This window comes from Clostridium ihumii AP5, from assembly GCF_000612845.1.
GTDB classification, from domain to species: domain Bacteria; phylum Bacillota; class Clostridia; order Clostridiales; family Clostridiaceae; genus Clostridium_J; species Clostridium_J ihumii.
This window is the reverse complement of sequence record NZ_CCAT010000085.1, coordinates 18,103-36,829: the sequence shown is the minus strand read 5'-3', so window position 1 is coordinate 36,829 and position 18,727 is coordinate 18,103. Positions and strand designations below refer to the sequence as shown.

At 25.5% G+C, this 18,727-nt stretch carries 13 protein-coding genes and 1 riboswitch; of the genes, 12 read left to right on the top strand and 1 reads right to left on the bottom strand.

Annotation, left to right across the window (positions count from 1 at the left end; genetic code table 11):
* The first annotated feature begins 221 nt into the window (after nucleotides 1-221).
* From BN346_RS18220 to BN346_RS18180, 9 genes are all read left to right on the top strand, one after another.
* The gene (locus BN346_RS18220; RefSeq protein WP_040330487.1) at nucleotides 222-911 is read left to right on the top strand and encodes an early set domain-containing protein; all 690 of its coding nucleotides are present in this window, start codon (nucleotides 222-224) and stop codon (nucleotides 909-911) included.
* A 32-nt stretch (nucleotides 912-943) separates the two neighbouring features.
* Nucleotides 944-1,990, top strand: a complete 1,047-nt coding sequence (locus tag BN346_RS18215) for a methyl-accepting chemotaxis protein (protein ID WP_040330485.1) — start codon at nucleotides 944-946, stop codon at nucleotides 1,988-1,990.
* Between the two features lie 192 nt (nucleotides 1,991-2,182).
* On the top strand, nucleotides 2,183-3,400 hold the full coding sequence (locus BN346_RS18210) for an NAD(P)/FAD-dependent oxidoreductase (protein ID WP_040330484.1): 1,218 nt from the start codon (nucleotides 2,183-2,185) through the stop codon (nucleotides 3,398-3,400).
* Between the two features lie 919 nt (nucleotides 3,401-4,319).
* Nucleotides 4,320-5,366 (top strand): 2,4-diaminopentanoate dehydrogenase, encoded by a 1,047-nt coding sequence (gene ord / locus BN346_RS18205; RefSeq protein ID WP_040330483.1) that lies wholly within the window; start codon nucleotides 4,320-4,322, stop codon nucleotides 5,364-5,366.
* 55 nt (nucleotides 5,367-5,421) lie between these two features.
* Nucleotides 5,422-5,618: riboswitch (cobalamin riboswitch) on the top strand.
* 130 nt (nucleotides 5,619-5,748) lie between these two features.
* The gene (locus BN346_RS18200; protein ID WP_051540510.1) at nucleotides 5,749-6,801 is read left to right on the top strand and encodes an ABC transporter substrate-binding protein; all 1,053 of its coding nucleotides are present in this window, start codon (nucleotides 5,749-5,751) and stop codon (nucleotides 6,799-6,801) included.
* Entirely contained in the window at nucleotides 6,788-7,801 is a 1,014-nt protein-coding gene (locus BN346_RS18195) for a FecCD family ABC transporter permease (protein WP_203226308.1), read from the top strand. Before BN346_RS18200 ends, BN346_RS18195 begins: the two co-directional genes overlap by 14 nt.
* Before the next feature lie 3 nt (nucleotides 7,802-7,804).
* A complete protein-coding gene (locus BN346_RS18190) occupies nucleotides 7,805-8,590 on the top strand; it encodes an ABC transporter ATP-binding protein (RefSeq protein WP_051540509.1) in 786 nt (261 codons plus the stop codon).
* Nucleotides 8,591-8,618: 28 nt separating this feature from the next.
* Nucleotides 8,619-12,404, top strand: a complete 3,786-nt coding sequence (gene bchH / locus BN346_RS18185; protein ID WP_040330478.1) for a magnesium chelatase subunit H — start codon at nucleotides 8,619-8,621, stop codon at nucleotides 12,402-12,404.
* A 319-nt stretch (nucleotides 12,405-12,723) separates the two neighbouring features.
* Nucleotides 12,724-13,371: an FMN-dependent NADH-azoreductase gene (locus tag BN346_RS18180; RefSeq protein WP_040330477.1), complete on the top strand. Its 648-nt coding sequence runs from the start codon at nucleotides 12,724-12,726 to the stop codon at nucleotides 13,369-13,371.
* Between the two features lie 86 nt (nucleotides 13,372-13,457).
* Here the strand turns inward: BN346_RS18180 and BN346_RS18175 are convergent, their stop codons facing one another.
* Nucleotides 13,458-13,898, bottom strand: coding sequence for an Hsp20/alpha crystallin family protein (locus tag BN346_RS18175; RefSeq protein ID WP_040330476.1), 441 nt, complete (start codon nucleotides 13,896-13,898; stop codon nucleotides 13,458-13,460).
* 328 nt (nucleotides 13,899-14,226) lie between these two features.
* On the opposite strand from BN346_RS18175, the gene citG reads away from it, so the two are divergent.
* The 3 genes from citG (at nucleotide 14,227) to BN346_RS18160 (ending at nucleotide 17,925) form a co-directional block, all read left to right on the top strand.
* Entirely contained in the window at nucleotides 14,227-15,495 is a 1,269-nt protein-coding gene (gene citG, locus BN346_RS18170) for a triphosphoribosyl-dephospho-CoA synthase CitG (protein ID WP_081771070.1), read from the top strand.
* Nucleotides 15,496-15,871: 376 nt separating this feature from the next.
* On the top strand, nucleotides 15,872-17,179 hold the full coding sequence (locus tag BN346_RS18165) for a sensor histidine kinase (protein WP_040330475.1): 1,308 nt from the start codon (nucleotides 15,872-15,874) through the stop codon (nucleotides 17,177-17,179).
* Nucleotides 17,180-17,184: 5 nt separating this feature from the next.
* Nucleotides 17,185-17,925 carry a LytR/AlgR family response regulator transcription factor gene (locus tag BN346_RS18160; RefSeq protein ID WP_242838459.1) on the top strand — a complete coding sequence of 247 codons (741 nt, stop codon included), beginning with the start codon at nucleotides 17,185-17,187 and terminating at the stop codon, nucleotides 17,923-17,925.
* Nucleotides 17,926-18,727: the final 802 nt, after the last annotated feature.

Here is an 18,727-nt window from a genome sequence, read left to right as displayed (position 1 = left end):
CATATTATGATTAAAAAATATATTAATTTATACATGTGTTAAAATTCATTTTTGTAGATATAATATACAATTTAGATTTATATTATAATTTATACTAAAACACGTTTTTTATCATAATAATATAAATAAATATAAAAATAATACGAAAATAGTAATAATATATAAAAATTTACAAAATATAAATTATAGTTTTAACTTTAATGAGTTAATGGGAGGTCATTATGAAGATTATTTTTGAATATGTAGAAAATGAAAACTTAAAGATTAACAGTATATCGGTTATAGGAAGTTTTAATAACTATGATATCAATCAAGGAAAAATGGTAAAAGAAAATAATGTTTGGAAGTTAAATTATGAACTCTCAGAAGGAGAACATTATTATAAGTTTGTTATAAATGAAGAGTTAAAGCTAAATGATTCTACTGCAAACATATATTTGCCAGATGAAAATGAAGAATTGTGGTCAGTTATAATAATTAATGATAAGGATGAAAGAATGTATAATAACATTCAATATACTACTCATATAAAGCAATATAATATAACGTGCAATGTTAATGAAGAAGAAGAGGTTCATAATAGAAAACAATTTAATATTATGTTAGATAAAAAAGTAGTAACAAGATTTAAATTTACTAATGTTACAGGTTTACATTCAGTCACTACAGCATGGTATACACCAAAAGGTGAGTTAATTCAAATAACAGAAAATAATTTATTTACACCTAAAGGACAAGAGGACAAGCCTATAACAATGTGGTTTTGGATGGATTTAGAAGATAATGAAAGAAATTATCCTTTAGGAAATTGGAAAATGAAATTTTTTATAGATGGTGAATTTATATTAGAAGACGAATTTAGTTTATCTAAATCTAATGGATATGAGTTTAATGGAAAAATAAAATATTAGATTGAAACCCTATAAATAAGGAGGTAGATTTTATGAAAATAAATAATGTGGTTAATAACAATGTGAAGGTTTTTGAAGGAGATTATAAAGCAAAGTCAAAAGAAATAGAACTTAAGAATTCAAAAACATCTATTACAGAAAGCAGTATGAAGAATATTCAAAATGAATATAAGGATTCAATAATAAATAATATTAGTGCTGATGAAAAAGTTGTTACTAAAAATACTAATACAACAAAAAGTAATATAAGTAATTTCTTTAAAAAAGTATCTGATGGATTTAATTTTGTATTAGACACTGTTAATAAAGTAGGAAAGACAGTAGTATCTATAGGTGAGAGTGTACACAAAGCAGTATCAAAGGTTTCAAGTACAGTTTTAAATGCAGCTAATACTATAACTAAGACAATATCAGATGTACAAGAATCAGTAACAAATAAAATAAATAAAACAGCATCTCAAATAGCTAGCACGGTGAAACAAATAACAACTACTGCTTCGGAATTGAAAGAAGCAGCACTAACTGTTAAAGATGCAGCCACATCAATAGTTAGTAATACTGTAAAGACAGCAGTATCAGTTGGTGCTGATGTTATGGGGGTAGTATCAAAGGTTTCATTAACAGCCGCTGGAGTAAAACAAGTATTATCTGATCCAACTAAAGGAATAATTAGAAAAGTTTCAGAAAGTGCAGCTATGATAAAAACAGGATATGATTCAATAAAGGATCCTATAACTAGAATTCCAAATACAATATCTACAGGATATAACAATATTAAAGAAAGTTATAACACTATTGTAGATACTATTAATGGATCGATGGATAATATAAATAAAGTAAAAAATACTATAGTATCTGTTAGTAAAGATGTAGTTGATACAGTTAAAACTGTGAGTAGTGAAGTTAAAAATGCTAGCTTAAAAGTTTACAATACTGTTAAAGAGTCAGCTATAGATGTTAAAGATACAGTTGTAAAAGGCTATGATGAAGTAGCAGATGCTATTAAAAATTATAAAAATGGAACAATTCCAGATAAAAATAATGAAATTAATATTGGAATAAATACAGTATTAGCTTAAAAATATTAAGTCTATATAAATAGAACAATCTATTTATATAGACTTTTTTTAATCCAAAATGTTGTAAACAAATGATTTGAATTTAGATAATAATTTGTATGAAAATAAGTTTTTATGTATATATACAGTGCCTTTGATAAAAACTATAAAAGAATAATTAATAATAGAAATATAATATTGGAGGAAACAAAAATGAATTTACAATTTGTAAAGGGAACTCCCATATTTACAAATATTAATGAAAACTTAAAGCAATATAATTACTTAACTGAAAATGTGGAAACAGAAGTAACTATTGTTGGTGGTGGCATAACAGGTGCAATTTTAGGATATTATTTTGTGAAAAAGGGAATAAAAACTTTAATTTTAGAAAAAGGCAGAATAGGTTATGGAAGTACTTCAAGTACAACATCATTATTGCAGTATGAACTTGATGACAATGCAATGGAACTTATAGATGTTATTCCAAAAGAAAATGTAGAAACTATATATAAGTTAGGATTAAAGGCATTAGATGAAATAGAGAATATTATAAGTGAATATGGAAATAAGTGCGATTTTAAGCGTAGGGATACTCTTTTATACACTTCTAAAAAGTTAGAAATTGAGGAAATGAAGAAAGAGTATGAATTTAGAAAGAATATAGGTCTTAATGTAGATTTTATAAGTGAAAATGATAAAAAATTTGATTTTGATATAAAGGCAGGAGTATATGGAATAAATGGCGGAGCTGAATTTGATCCGTATAAATATACTCATCACTTATTAGAAATTAGTAGTAAACTAGGACTTAAAATTTATGAAAATACAGAAGCAATAAAAGTAAATTATGATGATGACTTTGTTACAATAGAAACTAATTATGGCTACAAAGTTAAGAGCAAGATAATAATTGTTGCAACGGGATACAACACAAAAGCATTTACAGGTAGGGATTTTGGAACTAAAACAACTACATATAATATAGCAACAAAGCCACTAAAGGAAATAGTAGGATGGTATAAAAATGTGTTAATACGAGATAATTGTGATCCATATAATTATTTAAGAACAACAAAAGATAATAGAATAATAATAGGTGGTGAAGATGAAAGGTTTGAGCCAGACATATTTGATGAAAGTATGGCTAATAAAAAATATAACATATTAGAAAATAGATTAAAATCTATGTTTAAAAATATAAAAGATATAGAAATAGAATATAAATATTGTGGTGCATTTGCTTCAACTAAGGATAATATAGGTTTCTTGGGTAAAGACTCAAAAAATGAAAAACTATGGTATGGGTTGGGTTATGGTGCTAATGGAATATTATTTGCAACATTAGGTGGAATGTTTTTAAGTGATTTATATCTAGGAAAAGTTCATAAAGAATTAGAGCTATTTAATCCTAATAGATTTGACAATTAATATATGAAATTTTACATAGTGAGGTTATTTAAAGTTTGAATTTTATAATATTAATATGAATTTGGGAAAATATATTGTGATCAATATATATAATTTAATAATAATGCATAAAATTAAGCACCTAAATGCAAATTAATTTGCATTTAGGTGCTATTTTAGATTAAAACACTATTAATAATAATAGAGTGTAAATAACAATGCAAAAAAATATGCTATTTTATTAAAAAAGTTCTCTTAAATATTCAAAAATAAAGGTAAAACTATAAAAAATAGGTTAAAAACTAGGTAAATTTTGGCATGGAAATTGCATGTAATAATAATAGAATTTAATTAGTAAATATATATAGGGTTCCAAGTTCAAGTTTTAAATAACATCTTTATCAAGTGATGCTTATTAATATTACAGTTTATTCCTGCTTTTATATTTGGAACCAAGTAAGAAGTAAGAGTGAATAGTTATGGTTGATATTACTCATTTCATTTCTAATATTTAAAATAGTCTAATATTTAAAATAGAAATATCTAAAAACTACGTTTTTATATTGTTTTTAACTAACTTGATTGAAAAAAACTGAAACATCAGTTTTATCCTTCATTGTTAGTTGTTCATCGTTAATTTTTGTAATATGCCTTAAATTTTTTTCTCAATTAGAATAAGAATAATTTCATCTTTCAGTTGAGAAATTTAATTCTAAATTTTAATCTATAGTTTCTATAGGTAATTGACAGTGGACAATGAATGTAAAAGTTGGAGTTACAATTTTAAAGAATGATTTTTATTAAGTTTGCACATAAAATTATTTCAAAATAATATAAAACTGTATAGATAAAAACATAAGTTTTAAGTTATATATGGTTAGTAAGAGAAGTTAAAAAATAAATTTCAGTAATATTAATTAAGAAGAATGGGGGATGTATTATGGAAAATGTAAAAGTTGTACTTTGGGGATTTGGTGCCATGGGAAGTGGAATGGCAAGGGTTTTATTGAGAAGAAAAGGTATAGAGATAGTTGGTGTATGTGATATGCATCCAGAGAGAGCAGGAAAAAGTATATTTGATATATTAGGCGTGGAAAGAGGAGATAGAAAAGATATTGTTGTTAATGGAAATATAGAAGAAGTTTTAACAGAAAAGTGTTGTGATATTTGTTTGTGTGCAACTGATTCATTTACTAAAAAAGCATTTCCAAAATTAAAATTTGCTTTAGAAAAGAAGGTTAATGTAATTTCTACAGCAGAAGAAATGTCTTATCCTAAGGCACAGAATCCAGAGATTGCAGAAGAATTAGATAGAATAGCTAAAGAAAATGGAGTGTCTATTTTAGGAACAGGTATAAATCCAGGCTTAATAATGGACTTATTAGTAGTATGTTTAACTGGTTGTATGACTGATGTAGAGCATATAGAAGCAAAGAGGGTTAATAGTTTGTCACCATTTGGACCAGCAGTAATGGAAGAGCAAGGTGTGGGAATTAGTGTAGATGCTTTTAAAGAGGGCGTTGAAAATGGTAGTTTAGCAGGTCATGTAGGTTTTGCAGAATCAATTAAAATGATAGGAGATGCTATAGGATTTAAAGTTGATAAGTTTGAACAACAAATGGAACCAATAGTTACAAAAGTAGATAGAAAGGCACCATACGGATTTGCTGCAACTGGCGATGTGGCAGGTGTTAATATGACAGGTCAAGGATATGTTAATGGTGAAGTTAAAATAGATATGATACATCCTCAACAAATAGAACCAGAATTAGAAGGAACATATACTGGAGATTATATTACAATAAAAGGAACTCCAGAAGTTAATATGTCTATAAAGCCAGAAGTTGATGGTGGGCTAGGAACAATAGCAATGTGTGTAAATATGATTCCACATGTTATAAATGCACATCCAGGATTAAAAACAATGATAGATCTACCAGTGCCTAGAGCAATTATGGGAGATTATAGAAATTATATTAGAAAATAAAAAATATATTTTCTAATTTGACTTTTGCAAAAATTACCTATAGAATTGTAAATGAAAAGTAAATATGTAAATAGGTTTAATATATGTAAATATATATAATAAATAAAGGGAAGTTAGGTGAAAGTCCTACACGGTGCCGCCGCTGTAAAAGAGGAGTTTTTCTATAAGAATATCCACTGGAATAATTTCTGGGAAGGAGTAGAAAAATGTTGATACTTAAGTCAGAATACCTGCCTATTTAAAAACACTTTAACTCTACGGACTATAGGGGGTGCAGATTATAAAAGAAATAATTATATTTTATTGAATTTCTTAGTGCAACTTTGTTGTCTAGGAAATTTTTTTTGCGTTAATTTAAAAAATGAAGGGGTATGAAAAAAATATGAATAAGAAACTAGTAAACTTAATAGCAATTACATTAATAGGAGCATCAACAATAAGTTTTGTTGGATGTAGTAATAACAGTAAAAAAACTGATTCAAATGTAAATAAAAGTGTAGCATCAGCAGAAAATAAAAATAATGAAAGTAAGGAAGTAAAAGATGAGAAAGTTGAAAAAAAGCAATATCCATTAACTATAAAAGATGACTCAGGACGAACTGTTACATTAGAAAAAAAACCAGAAAAAATAGCTGCAATATCAGGAACAATTTTAGGACCATTATATGCTGTTGGTGGAGAATCTATAGCTAAGGCTGACACTAAAGGTGGTGCGCCAACACCAGAAGGTTCAAAGGATTTACCAACGATTGGACATGTTGCAAATATAGATGTAGAAAAACTTATACAATTACAACCGGACTTAGTATTAGCACAATGTGGAATACATGATAGATATAAAGAAGTGTTTGAACAAAATAATATTCCGTACATAATGTTAGAAATGAAAAGTTATAATGATGTGGTGGACAAACTTCAAGTATTAGGAAATATTGTTCAAAATCAAGATAAATCTGAGGAACTTATAAAAACATTAAAAACAAAAGTTAAAGATATTACAAAAAAACTGCCTAAAGAAGAGAAGAAAGTTGCAATTTTATATGTAACAAGCAAAGATGTATCACTAAAATTAAACAGTAGTATTGCAGGAAATGCATGTGAAATACTTAATATAAAAAATATAGCAGAAGGTGAAAAGCCAACTAAAATGGGTTCAGATAGTACTCCATTTAGTATGGAGAAAATAGTAGAACAAGATCCAGATATGATTTTAGTAACAACAATGGTATCTTCAGACGAACAGGCAAAAGAAACTATTAAAAGAGAATTAGAAGGAAATCCAGCATGGAGTGGATTGAAAGCTGTAAAAGAAGGAAAGATAAAGTATTTACCTCAAAAATACTTTTTATATAATCCAGGAGAAAAATTTTATGAGTCTATAGAATATATGGCAAAGGCTGTTTATCCAGAGGTATATGGTGATGTTGAAGAATAATGAAAGTGAAAAAATCCTATTAAGAGAGAATAAAAATAAGAGATTAATAATATTTACATTATTAATCTTAGCAATTGCAAGTTTTTTAATTAGTAATTGTATAGGTTCTGTGAATATTTCAGTTAAGGATATAGTTTTTTCTATTTTGGGAAAAAGCACTTCAGCAAATGAACAAATAATAAAAAATATTAGATTGCCAAGAGCTATATTGTCAGTATTAGTAGGAACAAACTTAGCACTTTCAGGATGTATACTGCAGGGGATTATGCATAATCCCCTTGCAGATCCACATATAATAGGGGTTTCATCTGGTGCTGGTCTTTTAGGAATAATTATTTTGATAATATTTCCGGAAAAAATAGATTTATTGCCTATAGTAGCTTTTATAGGAGCAATGGGTGCAGCTATGCTTATATATGCATTAGCATGGAAAAGAGGAATAAATACAGTAAGAATAATACTTGCAGGAGTTGCAGTATCAACTTTATTAGGTGCTGGAATATCTGCTATTATGGTATTTTATAGCGACAAAGTACATGGTGCATTAATGTTTATGAATGGGGGACTTTCAGGGAGAAGTTGGCCTTATGTAAAAATAATATTACCATATACTATATTTGGATTAATATGTTGTATGTTATTTTCAGAAAAGCTAAATATATTAACTCTTGGAGATGATGTTGCTAGATCTCTTGGCTTAAATGTTGAACTTTCAAGAATTGGATTTACAGCATTAGCAGCAATACTAGCAGCTAGTGCTGTTTCTGTTGCTGGGTTATTAGGTTTTGTAGGTTTAATTGTTCCTCATATATGTAGAATGATTTTAGGATCAAATCACAAGTACTTATTTCCATCAACAGCATTTTTAGGAGCTATAATATTGTCTTTAAGTGATACAGTTGCAAGAGTTGCGTTTAGTCCAAAGGAAATACCCGTAGGTGTAATTATGGCACTTTTAGGAGCTCCATTCTTTCTTTATTTATTAAGAAAGGAGATATAACTTATGAATTGTTTAGTTTGTGAAAATTTATATGTAGAATTCAATGACAAACCTATTCTTAAGAATATAAATGTATCTATAGAAAAAGGAAAAATAACTTGTATATTAGGTCAAAATGGTTGTGGAAAAACAACTCTTTTAAGAACTATATGTGGAAGTTTAAAGCCTAAAAGTGGACAAGTAACCTTATATGGGAAACACATAAAAAATATTAAGCCTAGGGAGTTATCAAAGACACTATCTTTTTTAACTCAACAAAGAAATTTAATAAGTGACTTAAAAGTTGAAGACTTAGTGAGATATGGAAGGTATACTCATAGAAAAATATTTTATAAAAAAAATAATGAAGACGAAAAATTTGTAAATTGGGCAATGGAAAAAGCAAAAGTAAATCATTTGAGGCATAGGTATTTAAATAATTTATCAGGTGGTGAGTGTCAAAGGGTATGGATAGCTATGGCACTAGCACAAAAAACTGAAATATTGATATTAGATGAGCCAACTACATTTCTTGATGTTTCTCATCAATTAGAGATTTTACAATTGGTTAATGAATTAAACTTAAAGGAAAATCTAACAGTGATTATGGTATTACATGATATAAATGAAGCAGCAAGATACTGTGATAATGCAATATTAATGAAAAATGGTGAAGTTTATAAACAGGGTAAATTCACTGAAATAATGGATGATTATGCGTTAGATGAGGTTTTTAATATAAGTGCAGAAAGAATCAGACATGAAGACATAAAAAAAGATATATATTACCCACTAAAAACTATAAGGTAATTATTAATAATTTATAGGAGATTAAGTTATGAAGATTTTTATTGCAACTGTATCTAATTCTATAATAAGAGAGATAGTAGATTTAAATAGAGAAATAAATGATGAATTCAACAATATATTAGAAATAAAACTTTTTTCTGTTGATAGATATGTAAATGATGAAAAAATTATCAAGATGGCAAAGTATATGAATAAAGCTGATTTTATAATTTTTGATCTTATGGGTGCAAATCATGAAATTAGTGAGTATCTTTACTCAAATTTTAACAACAAAAACAATGTTATATCTATAGGTGGAGAAAATAGAGAAATAATGGGTTTAACTAAACTGGGTGGTTTTTGTATAAGGGATTTAAAAGAGGCAATGGGTGATAAAAAATTGTCTATGGATGATATGAAAACTATGATGATTGGCAAGAAACCATCAATGAAACAGATGACTTCAATGATGAGTATGAAAGCTATGATAAGTATGTGTTTAAAGGGTTTTAATATGAAGGATATGAAAAACTATAAAACACTATTAAATTATTGGAAAAGTGGAACTAAAGAAGATATAAGAAATTTATTTTATTTAATATTAAAAGAATATGGTGGACATAAGAATTTACCTAAACTAGAAAATCCTAAATTGATAGAAAATACAACTATATGTAGGCCAGAGGATAAAAAAACTTATGAAAACTATGATGAATATAAAAAGGAAAATGATTTTGATGAATCTAAGCCTAATATAGTTATACTTTTTTATAGCCATAATTATCCTAATAAAACACATAAATGTGTAGGTGAAATTAAAGTTAAATTTGAAAAAATAGCAAATATAATACCTATTGCATTTCCAGGAGCGGCAGTGGAGCGTGGCAAAGAACTTAAAAATATATTTATAAATTTAGGTTTAAAAATAAATTTATTTATAAGTTTTATGCCATTTAGATTTACACAAGGACCTATGGGTGGTGATGCTGATTCAGGTGTAAATTTGTTAAAAGATTTTAATGTACCTATAATTCATCCATTTTTTATGAATAAAAAGTATGTAGATGAATGGATAGATTCTATAGAAGGATTAAATGGAATGGAATTTTTAATTAATGTTATGCTTCCAGAACTAGATGGGTGTATAGATTTATTACCAATAGGTGCAATGAAAAAAATCTCAAAAGATAATGAATTAGAGGTAGTTATAAATGAACTCACAATTATAGATGATAGATGTGAAAAAGTTGTAGAGATGGCTAAAAACTTAATAAACTTACAAATTAAAAGCAATAATGAAAAAAAGATAGCAATAATAGGTTACAATTATCCTCCTGGAGAAGGAAATATATTTGGTGGAGCACTTTTAAATACTTGTGAGTCTATAAGTAACATATTGAAATTTATGAAATTACAAGGATATAGTACAAATGAAATTGAAGCAGATGAACTTATAAACAGGTTTACTAAAGAATTTGTTAATTCACCAAGATGGAAAGAATATAATAAAAATAGTGAAATTATAAAATACAATAAAAATAATTATGATGAAGAATTAAAAAATCAATCATACAAAAAAGAAATGGAAGAACAGTGGGGAAAAAGTCCAGGAGAAATAATGACTTTTAAAAATGACTTTCTAATACCTGGAATATTAAATAAGAATGTATTTATTGGAATACAACCATCTAGAGGTATTCATGAAGATATAGAAAAAGTATATCATGATAAGTCAATTCCACCACATCATCAATATATTGCCTTTTATAAATGGTTAAGAGAAGAATTTAAAGCTGATGCTATAATTCATATAGGAACTCATGGAACTTTAGAGTTTTTAAAAGGTAAAGAATTAGCTATGAGTAGTTCATGTTTTCCAGATAAGCTTATAGGAACAATTCCCCATATATATCTTTATTATATTGGAAATCCATCAGAAGGTGTGATAGCTAAAAGGAGAAGTAGTGCTACAATTGTTAGTTATCAAACACCACCAATGGATGAAAGTGATATATATGGTGAATACATAAGTTTAGAAAGTTTAATATCTGAATATAATCAGTGCAAAATATCCAACAAAGTAAGACTAAGTGAAATTGATGAGCTAATAAAATGTAAGGCTAATAAGTTAAATTTAGAATATGAAAGCTATGATGATATAGAAAAAGAATTATACAAAATAAAAACATCATTAATACCTAAGGGGTTACATGTTTTTGGAAAAGGATATAGTGAGGAAGAAGCTAAAGCTTATATGAAAATTATTTCTAGTTATGATAGAGGTGATATTAAATCTTTAGAAAGAATAATTGCTGAAAGTTTAAATATTAACTTTGATGAAATAATTAAGAAAAATTTAGTAAGTGATAGAGAAAAAATAAAGGTTATTTCAGATAATATAATAAATAAATACTTACTTCAAAAGACAAAAAATACTGATTTTGAAAATTCATTGAGAGATTTAAATATTTTAGATAAAAAACAGGAGATAGAAGAAATGTTGAATTTTTCATATGAATTTTATTTAAAATCTATGAAATGTGAAGAATTAGAAGGATTGAATAAGGTTTTAAATGGCGAGTATCTAGAAGCTAAACTTGCAGGTGATATTATAAGAAATCCAGATATACTACCATCTGGTTATAACATATATCAATTTGATCCTAGGATGGTTCCAACTGTATCAGCTTACAATAGAGGAAAAGAAATAGCTGAAAATACAATAAAGGAATACAAAGGTAAATATAATAAATATCCTAAAACTATAGCAACAATACTTTGGGGGCTTGAAACATCAAGAACACAAGGAGAAACTGTTGGACAAATACTTCATTATTTAGGGGTTAAGGTGGATAATAGTAATCCATTTAATACTAAATTTAAAATAATACCAGTAAGTGAATTAGGAAGACCAAGAATAAATGTTGTTATAAATATTTGTGGATTCTTTAGAGATATGTTTCCAAATCTTTTAAATTCATTTAATGAGATATTTGAAAAATTACAATCATTAGATGAAAATTATGAGGAGAATTACTTTAAATATGAAAGTGATGTTATTTTAAAAAATTTATTAGATGATGTCTATGATGAAAAAATAGCAAGAGAACTGTCAATAGGAAGAATATTTGGTCCAGAAGAAGGTGAGTATGGAACAAATTTAACATCTATAGTAGAAAGTAAAAATTGGATTGAGGAAGAGATATTTGGAAAGTCTTATATAGATAAATTAAATCATATATACACTAAAAACTATAGAGGAAAAAAGTGTGATAAATTATTTGAAGGAAATATAAAATCTGTAGAGTTAATATCACAAGTAAGAAGCAATCCAGAATATGAAGTTACCGATTTGGATCATTTTTATGAGTTTTTTGGTGGACTTTCAAAATCAGTTGAAATAACAAGGGGAGAAAAAGCGGAAGTATATATTACAGATACCACATCACATATTATAGAAACTCAAACTGTAGATAAAGCAATTCTAAGAGGGTCAAGAACAAGGTTATTAAATCCGAAGTGGATAAATTCAATGGTAGAACATAAATATCATGGAGTACAAGAAATTAAAAAGAGATTTGAAAATATATTAGGACTTGCAGCAACAACTAATAAAGTTGAAAATTGGATTTTTGATAATATGAATACAACTTATATAGAAGATGAAAATCTAAAAAATATATTAAAAGAAAATAATAAATGGGCATATTTTGAAATGGTAGAAACTTTAATAGAATGTAATCAAAGAGGGTATTGGAATACAAGTGAAGATGTGCTAAAAAAATTAAGAAAAACATGCTTAGAAATAGAGGGTGCAATAGAAGAAGAAATATAAACTATTAAATTGGAACACTATAGGAATCCAATTTTAAATAATGATTTTTTATTAAATTTGCACAGCAAATTAGATTGAAAACAATATAAAAACGTAGTTTTTAGGTATTTCTATTCATAAATATTAAGAACGAAGTGAATAATATTAACCATCATTGTTAATCGTTAATTGGTTTCGAATATAACAATGGAATAAACTGCAAGATCAGTAGTATATTTGATAAATATACTATTTTGAATTTGAACTTGGACCCCTATAATGTATTTAATTTTGAAATAGGTTAAAAATATGTTTATAAAAAATATTAGGAGATGAACTTATGAAAAAATTATTATACATTACAGTAAATTCAAAGCCAGAAGAACTTTCAGCTAGCAAAACTGTTGGTAGAGCATTTGTAAACAAGTTTTTAGATTGTCATGATGATTTTGAACTTCAGGAGTTAGATTTATATGAAGCACATATACCACGTTTAGAATATCAATATTTTGAAAAGAGAAATTGTCTTTTAAATGATTATGATTTAAAAAAATTAGATGAAAAAGAGCAAAAAGAAGTTAGAAAAATAATAGCATTATGTAATCAATTTAAGGAGGCAGATGTTTATGTTATTGCAGCTCCAATGTGGAGTTTATCATTTCCTGCACCTTTAAAAGAGTATATAGATTGTGTAATACAAGATGGGAAAACAATAAAAATAGCACAAGACAAAGTAGACGGATTATTAAATGATAAAGATAGAACTATGATTTATATACAATCATCTGGAGCTAGTATTCCATGGATACTAAAAAAAGCATTAAATAAAGGATTAAATTATGTTGAAGATATAATGAAATTTATGGGAATAGAACATTTTAAAGAAATATTAGTAGATGGAACTGGATTTACAGAAGAAGAAAAAAATAAAGCTATAGAAGAAAGTCTTGAAAAAGTAACTAAAATAGCAGAGGAAATAAAAGCTTAATAATTGGAAAGATAGAATTATATATAGTAAAAAGAGAATTGAAGATTTTTCAATTCTCTTTTTACTATATATAAAACTTATTTATTTTAATCAATTCTAATTCTAGTAGAGTTATCAATAAATTTATTGTTTAATTTAGGCAGAACTATTGATAAAATACCATTATCGAATCTAGCATTTACTGAAATTTTATCTATGTCATCAATGTAAAAGCTTCTAGAAAAATTGCCGTAATGTCTTTCTTTTCTTATATAATTATCATTATTTTCTTCAATAACTTCTTGTCTATTAGCTGAAACAGTTAAATAATTATTTTTATAATCAATAGTTATATCTTCTTTTTTTATTCCAGGTAATTCTGCATCTATGATGTATTCATTAGGTGTTTCTTTAATATCAGCTTTGAAGTTTCCCATCATATTTGATGAAGTTAAAAAGTCATCATTAAAGAAATTAGAAATAAAATTGTCAAAAGAATTAACATTAGAATTTATTAAATTTTTTCTAAAAGGTACTAATCCAAACATACTAAAAACCTCCTATATAAATTAAGTTATCTAAACTATATTTATATATTAAACTAAAAGTCAAAGAAGGTCAAAGTCTAAAAATATCTAAAAATTAGTATTATATAAGAAAATAAGTTAAATAATTAAATAGGATATAAATTATTAGTGTTTTTTTAGATTATCATCAATAATGATATATTATTTTAAATTTAAATATATAAATATTAAAACAAAAATGAAGAGATGGTATAATAAAAAACAAAGAATTTAATTGAAAAACTGTAGTTGAGAAAGGAATTTTTCTAGATATGTATTAAATATTATTTAGAAATTTGAAAGAGAAGTTATGAGTAAAATGGAAACAAATCAGAATGAAGAAATATTAGTTAAAAAATATAAAAAGTCAGTTTTAACATTAAAGATAAGTTATAAAGGTGAACAAGAATGTACTTATTTTGAAAATGAAATTGTAACAATTATAGAGAGAGAAATAGATGATTTATATGAAAATTATATAATAGATAAGTATAGTTATAATAAAGAAATGAGTAAGAATGTGAAATTTGTATTAGATGTAATACCTGGTGATTTAGAAGTGAGCATGAGAAGTATAAAAAATAATCATATATTAGGTAAATGCATAGATATGGATATCTTATATCTTATAGATAATGAAATAGAGAAAATAAATTTACAGAATAATGATAAATGCAGTATGAAAGAAATAAATGAATACTTTAGACTTTTACATAATGAGTATTTAAAATACATAGAAACTAGGGAAGATATAAGTTATAGAATATCCCAAGAAGCTTTAAATGCAATGATTAGTGAGGTTTCAGCTATGCCATCTTTTGGTCTTGTATCTCCAGCTACTATGGGATCTCATAAGGATATGGATTATTACACATTTTTAAAAAGCTCCTTTGCAATAACTCCATATATAAGAGAAATGATAAAAGTAGGGTATTCTTATAAAAGATTAGAAGAGATATTTAAAGATATAAGAAAAATTGGAGTTGAATGCGAAAAAGAAATGTTTAAGGCAACTGAGGGTGTTAACACACATAAGGGAATGATATTTCTTATGGGAATAATTTCTTCAGTTGTAGGAAAAGTTTTATATGACAATAAAACTTTTGAATATATTCAAGAGTACATGAAGGAAATGGTTAAGGATATATTAGATGATTTCAAAAAGATAGACACAAATAAACCAATGACACATGGAGAAAAGTTATATATAAATGATGGTTTTACAGGAATTAGAGGTGAGATAAAAGAGGGGTTAACAGTAGTATTTAATGATGTACTTCCTAAATATGAATTATCAGTACTTAAAAATAATGATTTAAATGTTCAAATTTTATTAGAACTTATGTCAAAAGTAGAAGATAGCACTATTGTTCATAGGCATGATATAAATACTTTGAAAAATGTAAAAAATGATGCTAAAACAATTTTAAGTTTAGGCGGTATGAAAACAGAAGAAGGAAAAAAAGAAGCATTTATATTAGAAAAAAGGTATATAGAAGAATATATAAGTCCAGGAGGATCAGCTGATTTATTAGCAATAATTATATTTCTAAGAAAAGTTAAAGGTATGTTTTTTTAAAATGAAATTTTAGTAGAACTTAAAAACTATTCATTAATATAAATAAAAATAAATTTTAATGAATAGTTTATTTTATGTATAGAACAAATGGATGTTAAATTTAATTATTTTATGGTATTATATAAATGAAATATTTTACAAAAAAAGTTGACAAAAATGTTTTTTGTGAATTAATCAGAAAATAATCAACATTTCAAAAATGGAGTGATTAATATATGCACTCAAATGTATAATTAAAATGATTTGGGAATAATTTATATTTTTAATTTTATAACAATAGAGTTGAAAATTAAGTTTTAGTTTAGGTGTGATTTAAATTCAAATAATATTCAAGCTAAAACTATATTAATTTAGAAAGATAAGGTGTGAATTAAACATGGGGTATATTTATGCATTATTATTTTCCATAAGTATATATATATGTGTTTTAAATTTATCAATAGTAAAGTTTGAAAAAAAGAATATGATTTTATGGATTGGTGTAGTTAGTTTAATAGCTGGAACCATAGGACTTATAAATAATGGGTTAATAATCCTAGTTGTTAATTTAAGTGTAGTATTGATGATGTATTTACAACAAAAAATAGTTTTAACAGGAATTATAACTTCTATATTTTCTACAATAATTTTTGTTGTAAGTGATTATGTTAGAGAATTAATAGCAATTGAAGTATTTAATGTGGACATATTTGAAAGTATAGGATTTCTTGAATATTTATCTATGTGGATACTTGTTTATCTTATAAGTTATTTAATAAGTTTAGTTTTAGGTTTTTTTATAAGAAAAAAGGTATCGTCAATGGAAATGTATTTGAGATTTAAAACATGCATATTAATAGTGATAATATTAATTTTAACAGTAGTTATTTATTATATTAATATTATATTAAACGAAGGATATACTCCATCTAGCAATCTTGTAAAAGTTAATGGTGCATTATTTATAACATATTTTATACTTCTCTTAGTAGTAGTTTTTTCTGTATTAAGTACAGTAAAAAAAGAAATTAAATTGAAAGATGATATAAATCAATTAGAAAACTTAAGAGAATATACAAAAAATTTAGAGGATTTATATTTGACATTTAGAAAATTCAAGCATGATCATACTAATATTATCACATCTATGGCAGGATATATAGAAGAAAATGATATGTCAGGATTAAAAGAGTTTTTTGAAAAAAATATATCGCCACTTACGTGTGAATTAAATATGGACAAGTATTCTATATTAAGATTACAAAATATAAAAGCTATAGAACTTAAAGGAATTTTATCGTCTAAAATAATAGTTGCACAAAATCAAAATATAAAAGTGTCAATTGATATAATAGGAAGCATAGATAAAATTAATATTGAAGCATTAGATATTTGTAGAATTATAGGAATAATATTAGATAATTCCATAGAAGCTGCTGTAGAGTGTAGGAATCCAGAAATAAAGATAGCATTAGTTAATAATATCAATAATAATTCAGTTCAAATGATATTTGTAAATAATTATTGTAGAAAATTATCAGTGCCAAACATATCTAAAATTTTTGAAAGAAACTATTCAACAAAGGGAAAAAATAGGGGATTAGGACTTTCTAACTTGAAAGAAATTATAAATAAATATGACAATGTAATATTAGATACATCTATAAAAGAAAATAAATTTATTCAAATATTAGAGATATATTGAATGGGGTGACAACTATAAGAATTTTTATTTGTGAAGATAATAAATTTCAAAGAAATAAAGTTTGTGAAGAAATAAGACAAGTAGGAAAAGAAAATAACATTGATTTAGAGATAGTTTTAGAAACTGATAGTCCTAAAGAACTTATAGATTATGTTAGTAAGAATAGAGATATAGGTGTTTATTTTTTAGATGTAGATTTGAATGATGATATAAATGGAATTATGTTAGCAGCAGAAATAAGAAAATATGATTCAATGGGAGTTATAATTTTTATAACTGCTCATATAGAGATGAGCTATCTTACATTTATATACAAAATTGAAGCTATGGATTATATAACTAAAGAAGATTATAGAAATTTAAACAAAAGGATAAGAGAGTGCTTGTTAAAAGCGAAAAAAAAATTAAACAATGTAGATGTAAAGAGTAATAATACATTTACGATAAAGTCATATGATAGAGTTATAAGTATGGATTTTGATGAAATAGTTTTTTTTGAAACATCTAGCAATATGCATAAAATAGTTATGCATACGGAAAATAGGCAAGTTGAATTTTATGGAAGACTTAAAGAGATAGAAAAAAATTTAAATGATAATTTTTATAGAAGTCATAAATCATATATAGTAAATAAGAGTAAAATAAAAGAGATAGATACTAAAAATAAAATTATACATATGAACAATGGAGAAAAGTGTTTTGTATCTTTAAAATTGATGAGCGAATTAATAAAAAATATATCTTAATAATAAAAGTTCAAAGGAGCAAAGTAGGATGACTTTGCTCCTTTTATAGTTCTCAAAAGGTGGGAAATTAATATGTTTAGAAGAGAACTACATAATTAAATATATCTGAATTTAAAAGTATTATAAAAAATATTTAAGTTAATTTTAATAGTAATTAATTCAATTTGAAAGTGATTTTACGTAAAATAGTAATTTTCATACTTGAAATATATGGGGATTAAGATAAGAATACATATAAATTATATTTTAAGATATAATTTATAATTAATAAATTTTAAAAAGTATGGAAGAATATAATTAGAAAATTAAAAGTTATATATATAGGGAAACAAGTTTAAACTTTAAGTTATTCATGTTTCAGTTGAGAATTTTAATTTTGAGTTTTAATCTATATTTTTAAAATTGACAATGGACAATTGACAGTGAAGGTGAAAATTGGATTTCCAATTTTAAAGAATGATTTTTTATTAAATTTACAGAGCAATTTAGTTAAAAACAATATAAAAACTGAATTTTATAAAATACCCAAAGTAATAGTGATAGTTACTATTGAAACTGTGATTAGTAAGAACATTATGATGGGGAATTTATTCTCCAAAATGAACTTTTTATGGATAAATATTATACAGATTTTATTTGAAGTACAAATAAAACATTGTAGCGGGGATTTCAATCCCTGGGATATTCACCATCACTTTTCACTCGTAACTCTTACTTGGTTCCAAATATAAAAATAGAAATAAACTGTAAGATTAATAATATCATTTGATAAAGATGGTATTTAAAATTTGAACTTGGAGTT

What these genes read in the sequence shown, in the direction of transcription:
- BN346_RS18220 (WP_040330487.1), top strand. Translation starts at nt 222, where the DNA reads ATGAAGATTATTTTTGAATATGTAGAAAATGAAAACTTAAAGATTAAC.
- BN346_RS18215 (WP_040330485.1), top strand. Translation starts at nt 944, where the DNA reads ATGAAAATAAATAATGTGGTTAATAACAATGTGAAGGTTTTTGAAGGA.
- BN346_RS18210 (WP_040330484.1), top strand. Translation starts at nt 2,183, where the DNA reads ATGAATTTACAATTTGTAAAGGGAACTCCCATATTTACAAATATTAAT.
- ord (WP_040330483.1), top strand. Translation starts at nt 4,320, where the DNA reads ATGGAAAATGTAAAAGTTGTACTTTGGGGATTTGGTGCCATGGGAAGT.
- BN346_RS18200 (WP_051540510.1), top strand. Translation starts at nt 5,749, where the DNA reads ATGAATAAGAAACTAGTAAACTTAATAGCAATTACATTAATAGGAGCA.
- BN346_RS18195 (WP_203226308.1), top strand. Translation starts at nt 6,788, where the DNA reads ATGTTGAAGAATAATGAAAGTGAAAAAATCCTATTAAGAGAGAATAAA.
- BN346_RS18190 (WP_051540509.1), top strand. Translation starts at nt 7,805, where the DNA reads ATGAATTGTTTAGTTTGTGAAAATTTATATGTAGAATTCAATGACAAA.
- bchH (WP_040330478.1), top strand. Translation starts at nt 8,619, where the DNA reads ATGAAGATTTTTATTGCAACTGTATCTAATTCTATAATAAGAGAGATA.
- BN346_RS18180 (WP_040330477.1), top strand. Translation starts at nt 12,724, where the DNA reads ATGAAAAAATTATTATACATTACAGTAAATTCAAAGCCAGAAGAACTT.
- BN346_RS18175 (WP_040330476.1), bottom strand. Translation starts at nt 13,898, where the DNA reads ATGTTTGGATTAGTACCTTTTAGAAAAAATTTAATAAATTCTAATGTT.
- citG (WP_081771070.1), top strand. Translation starts at nt 14,227, where the DNA reads ATGAGTAAAATGGAAACAAATCAGAATGAAGAAATATTAGTTAAAAAA.
- BN346_RS18165 (WP_040330475.1), top strand. Translation starts at nt 15,872, where the DNA reads ATGGGGTATATTTATGCATTATTATTTTCCATAAGTATATATATATGT.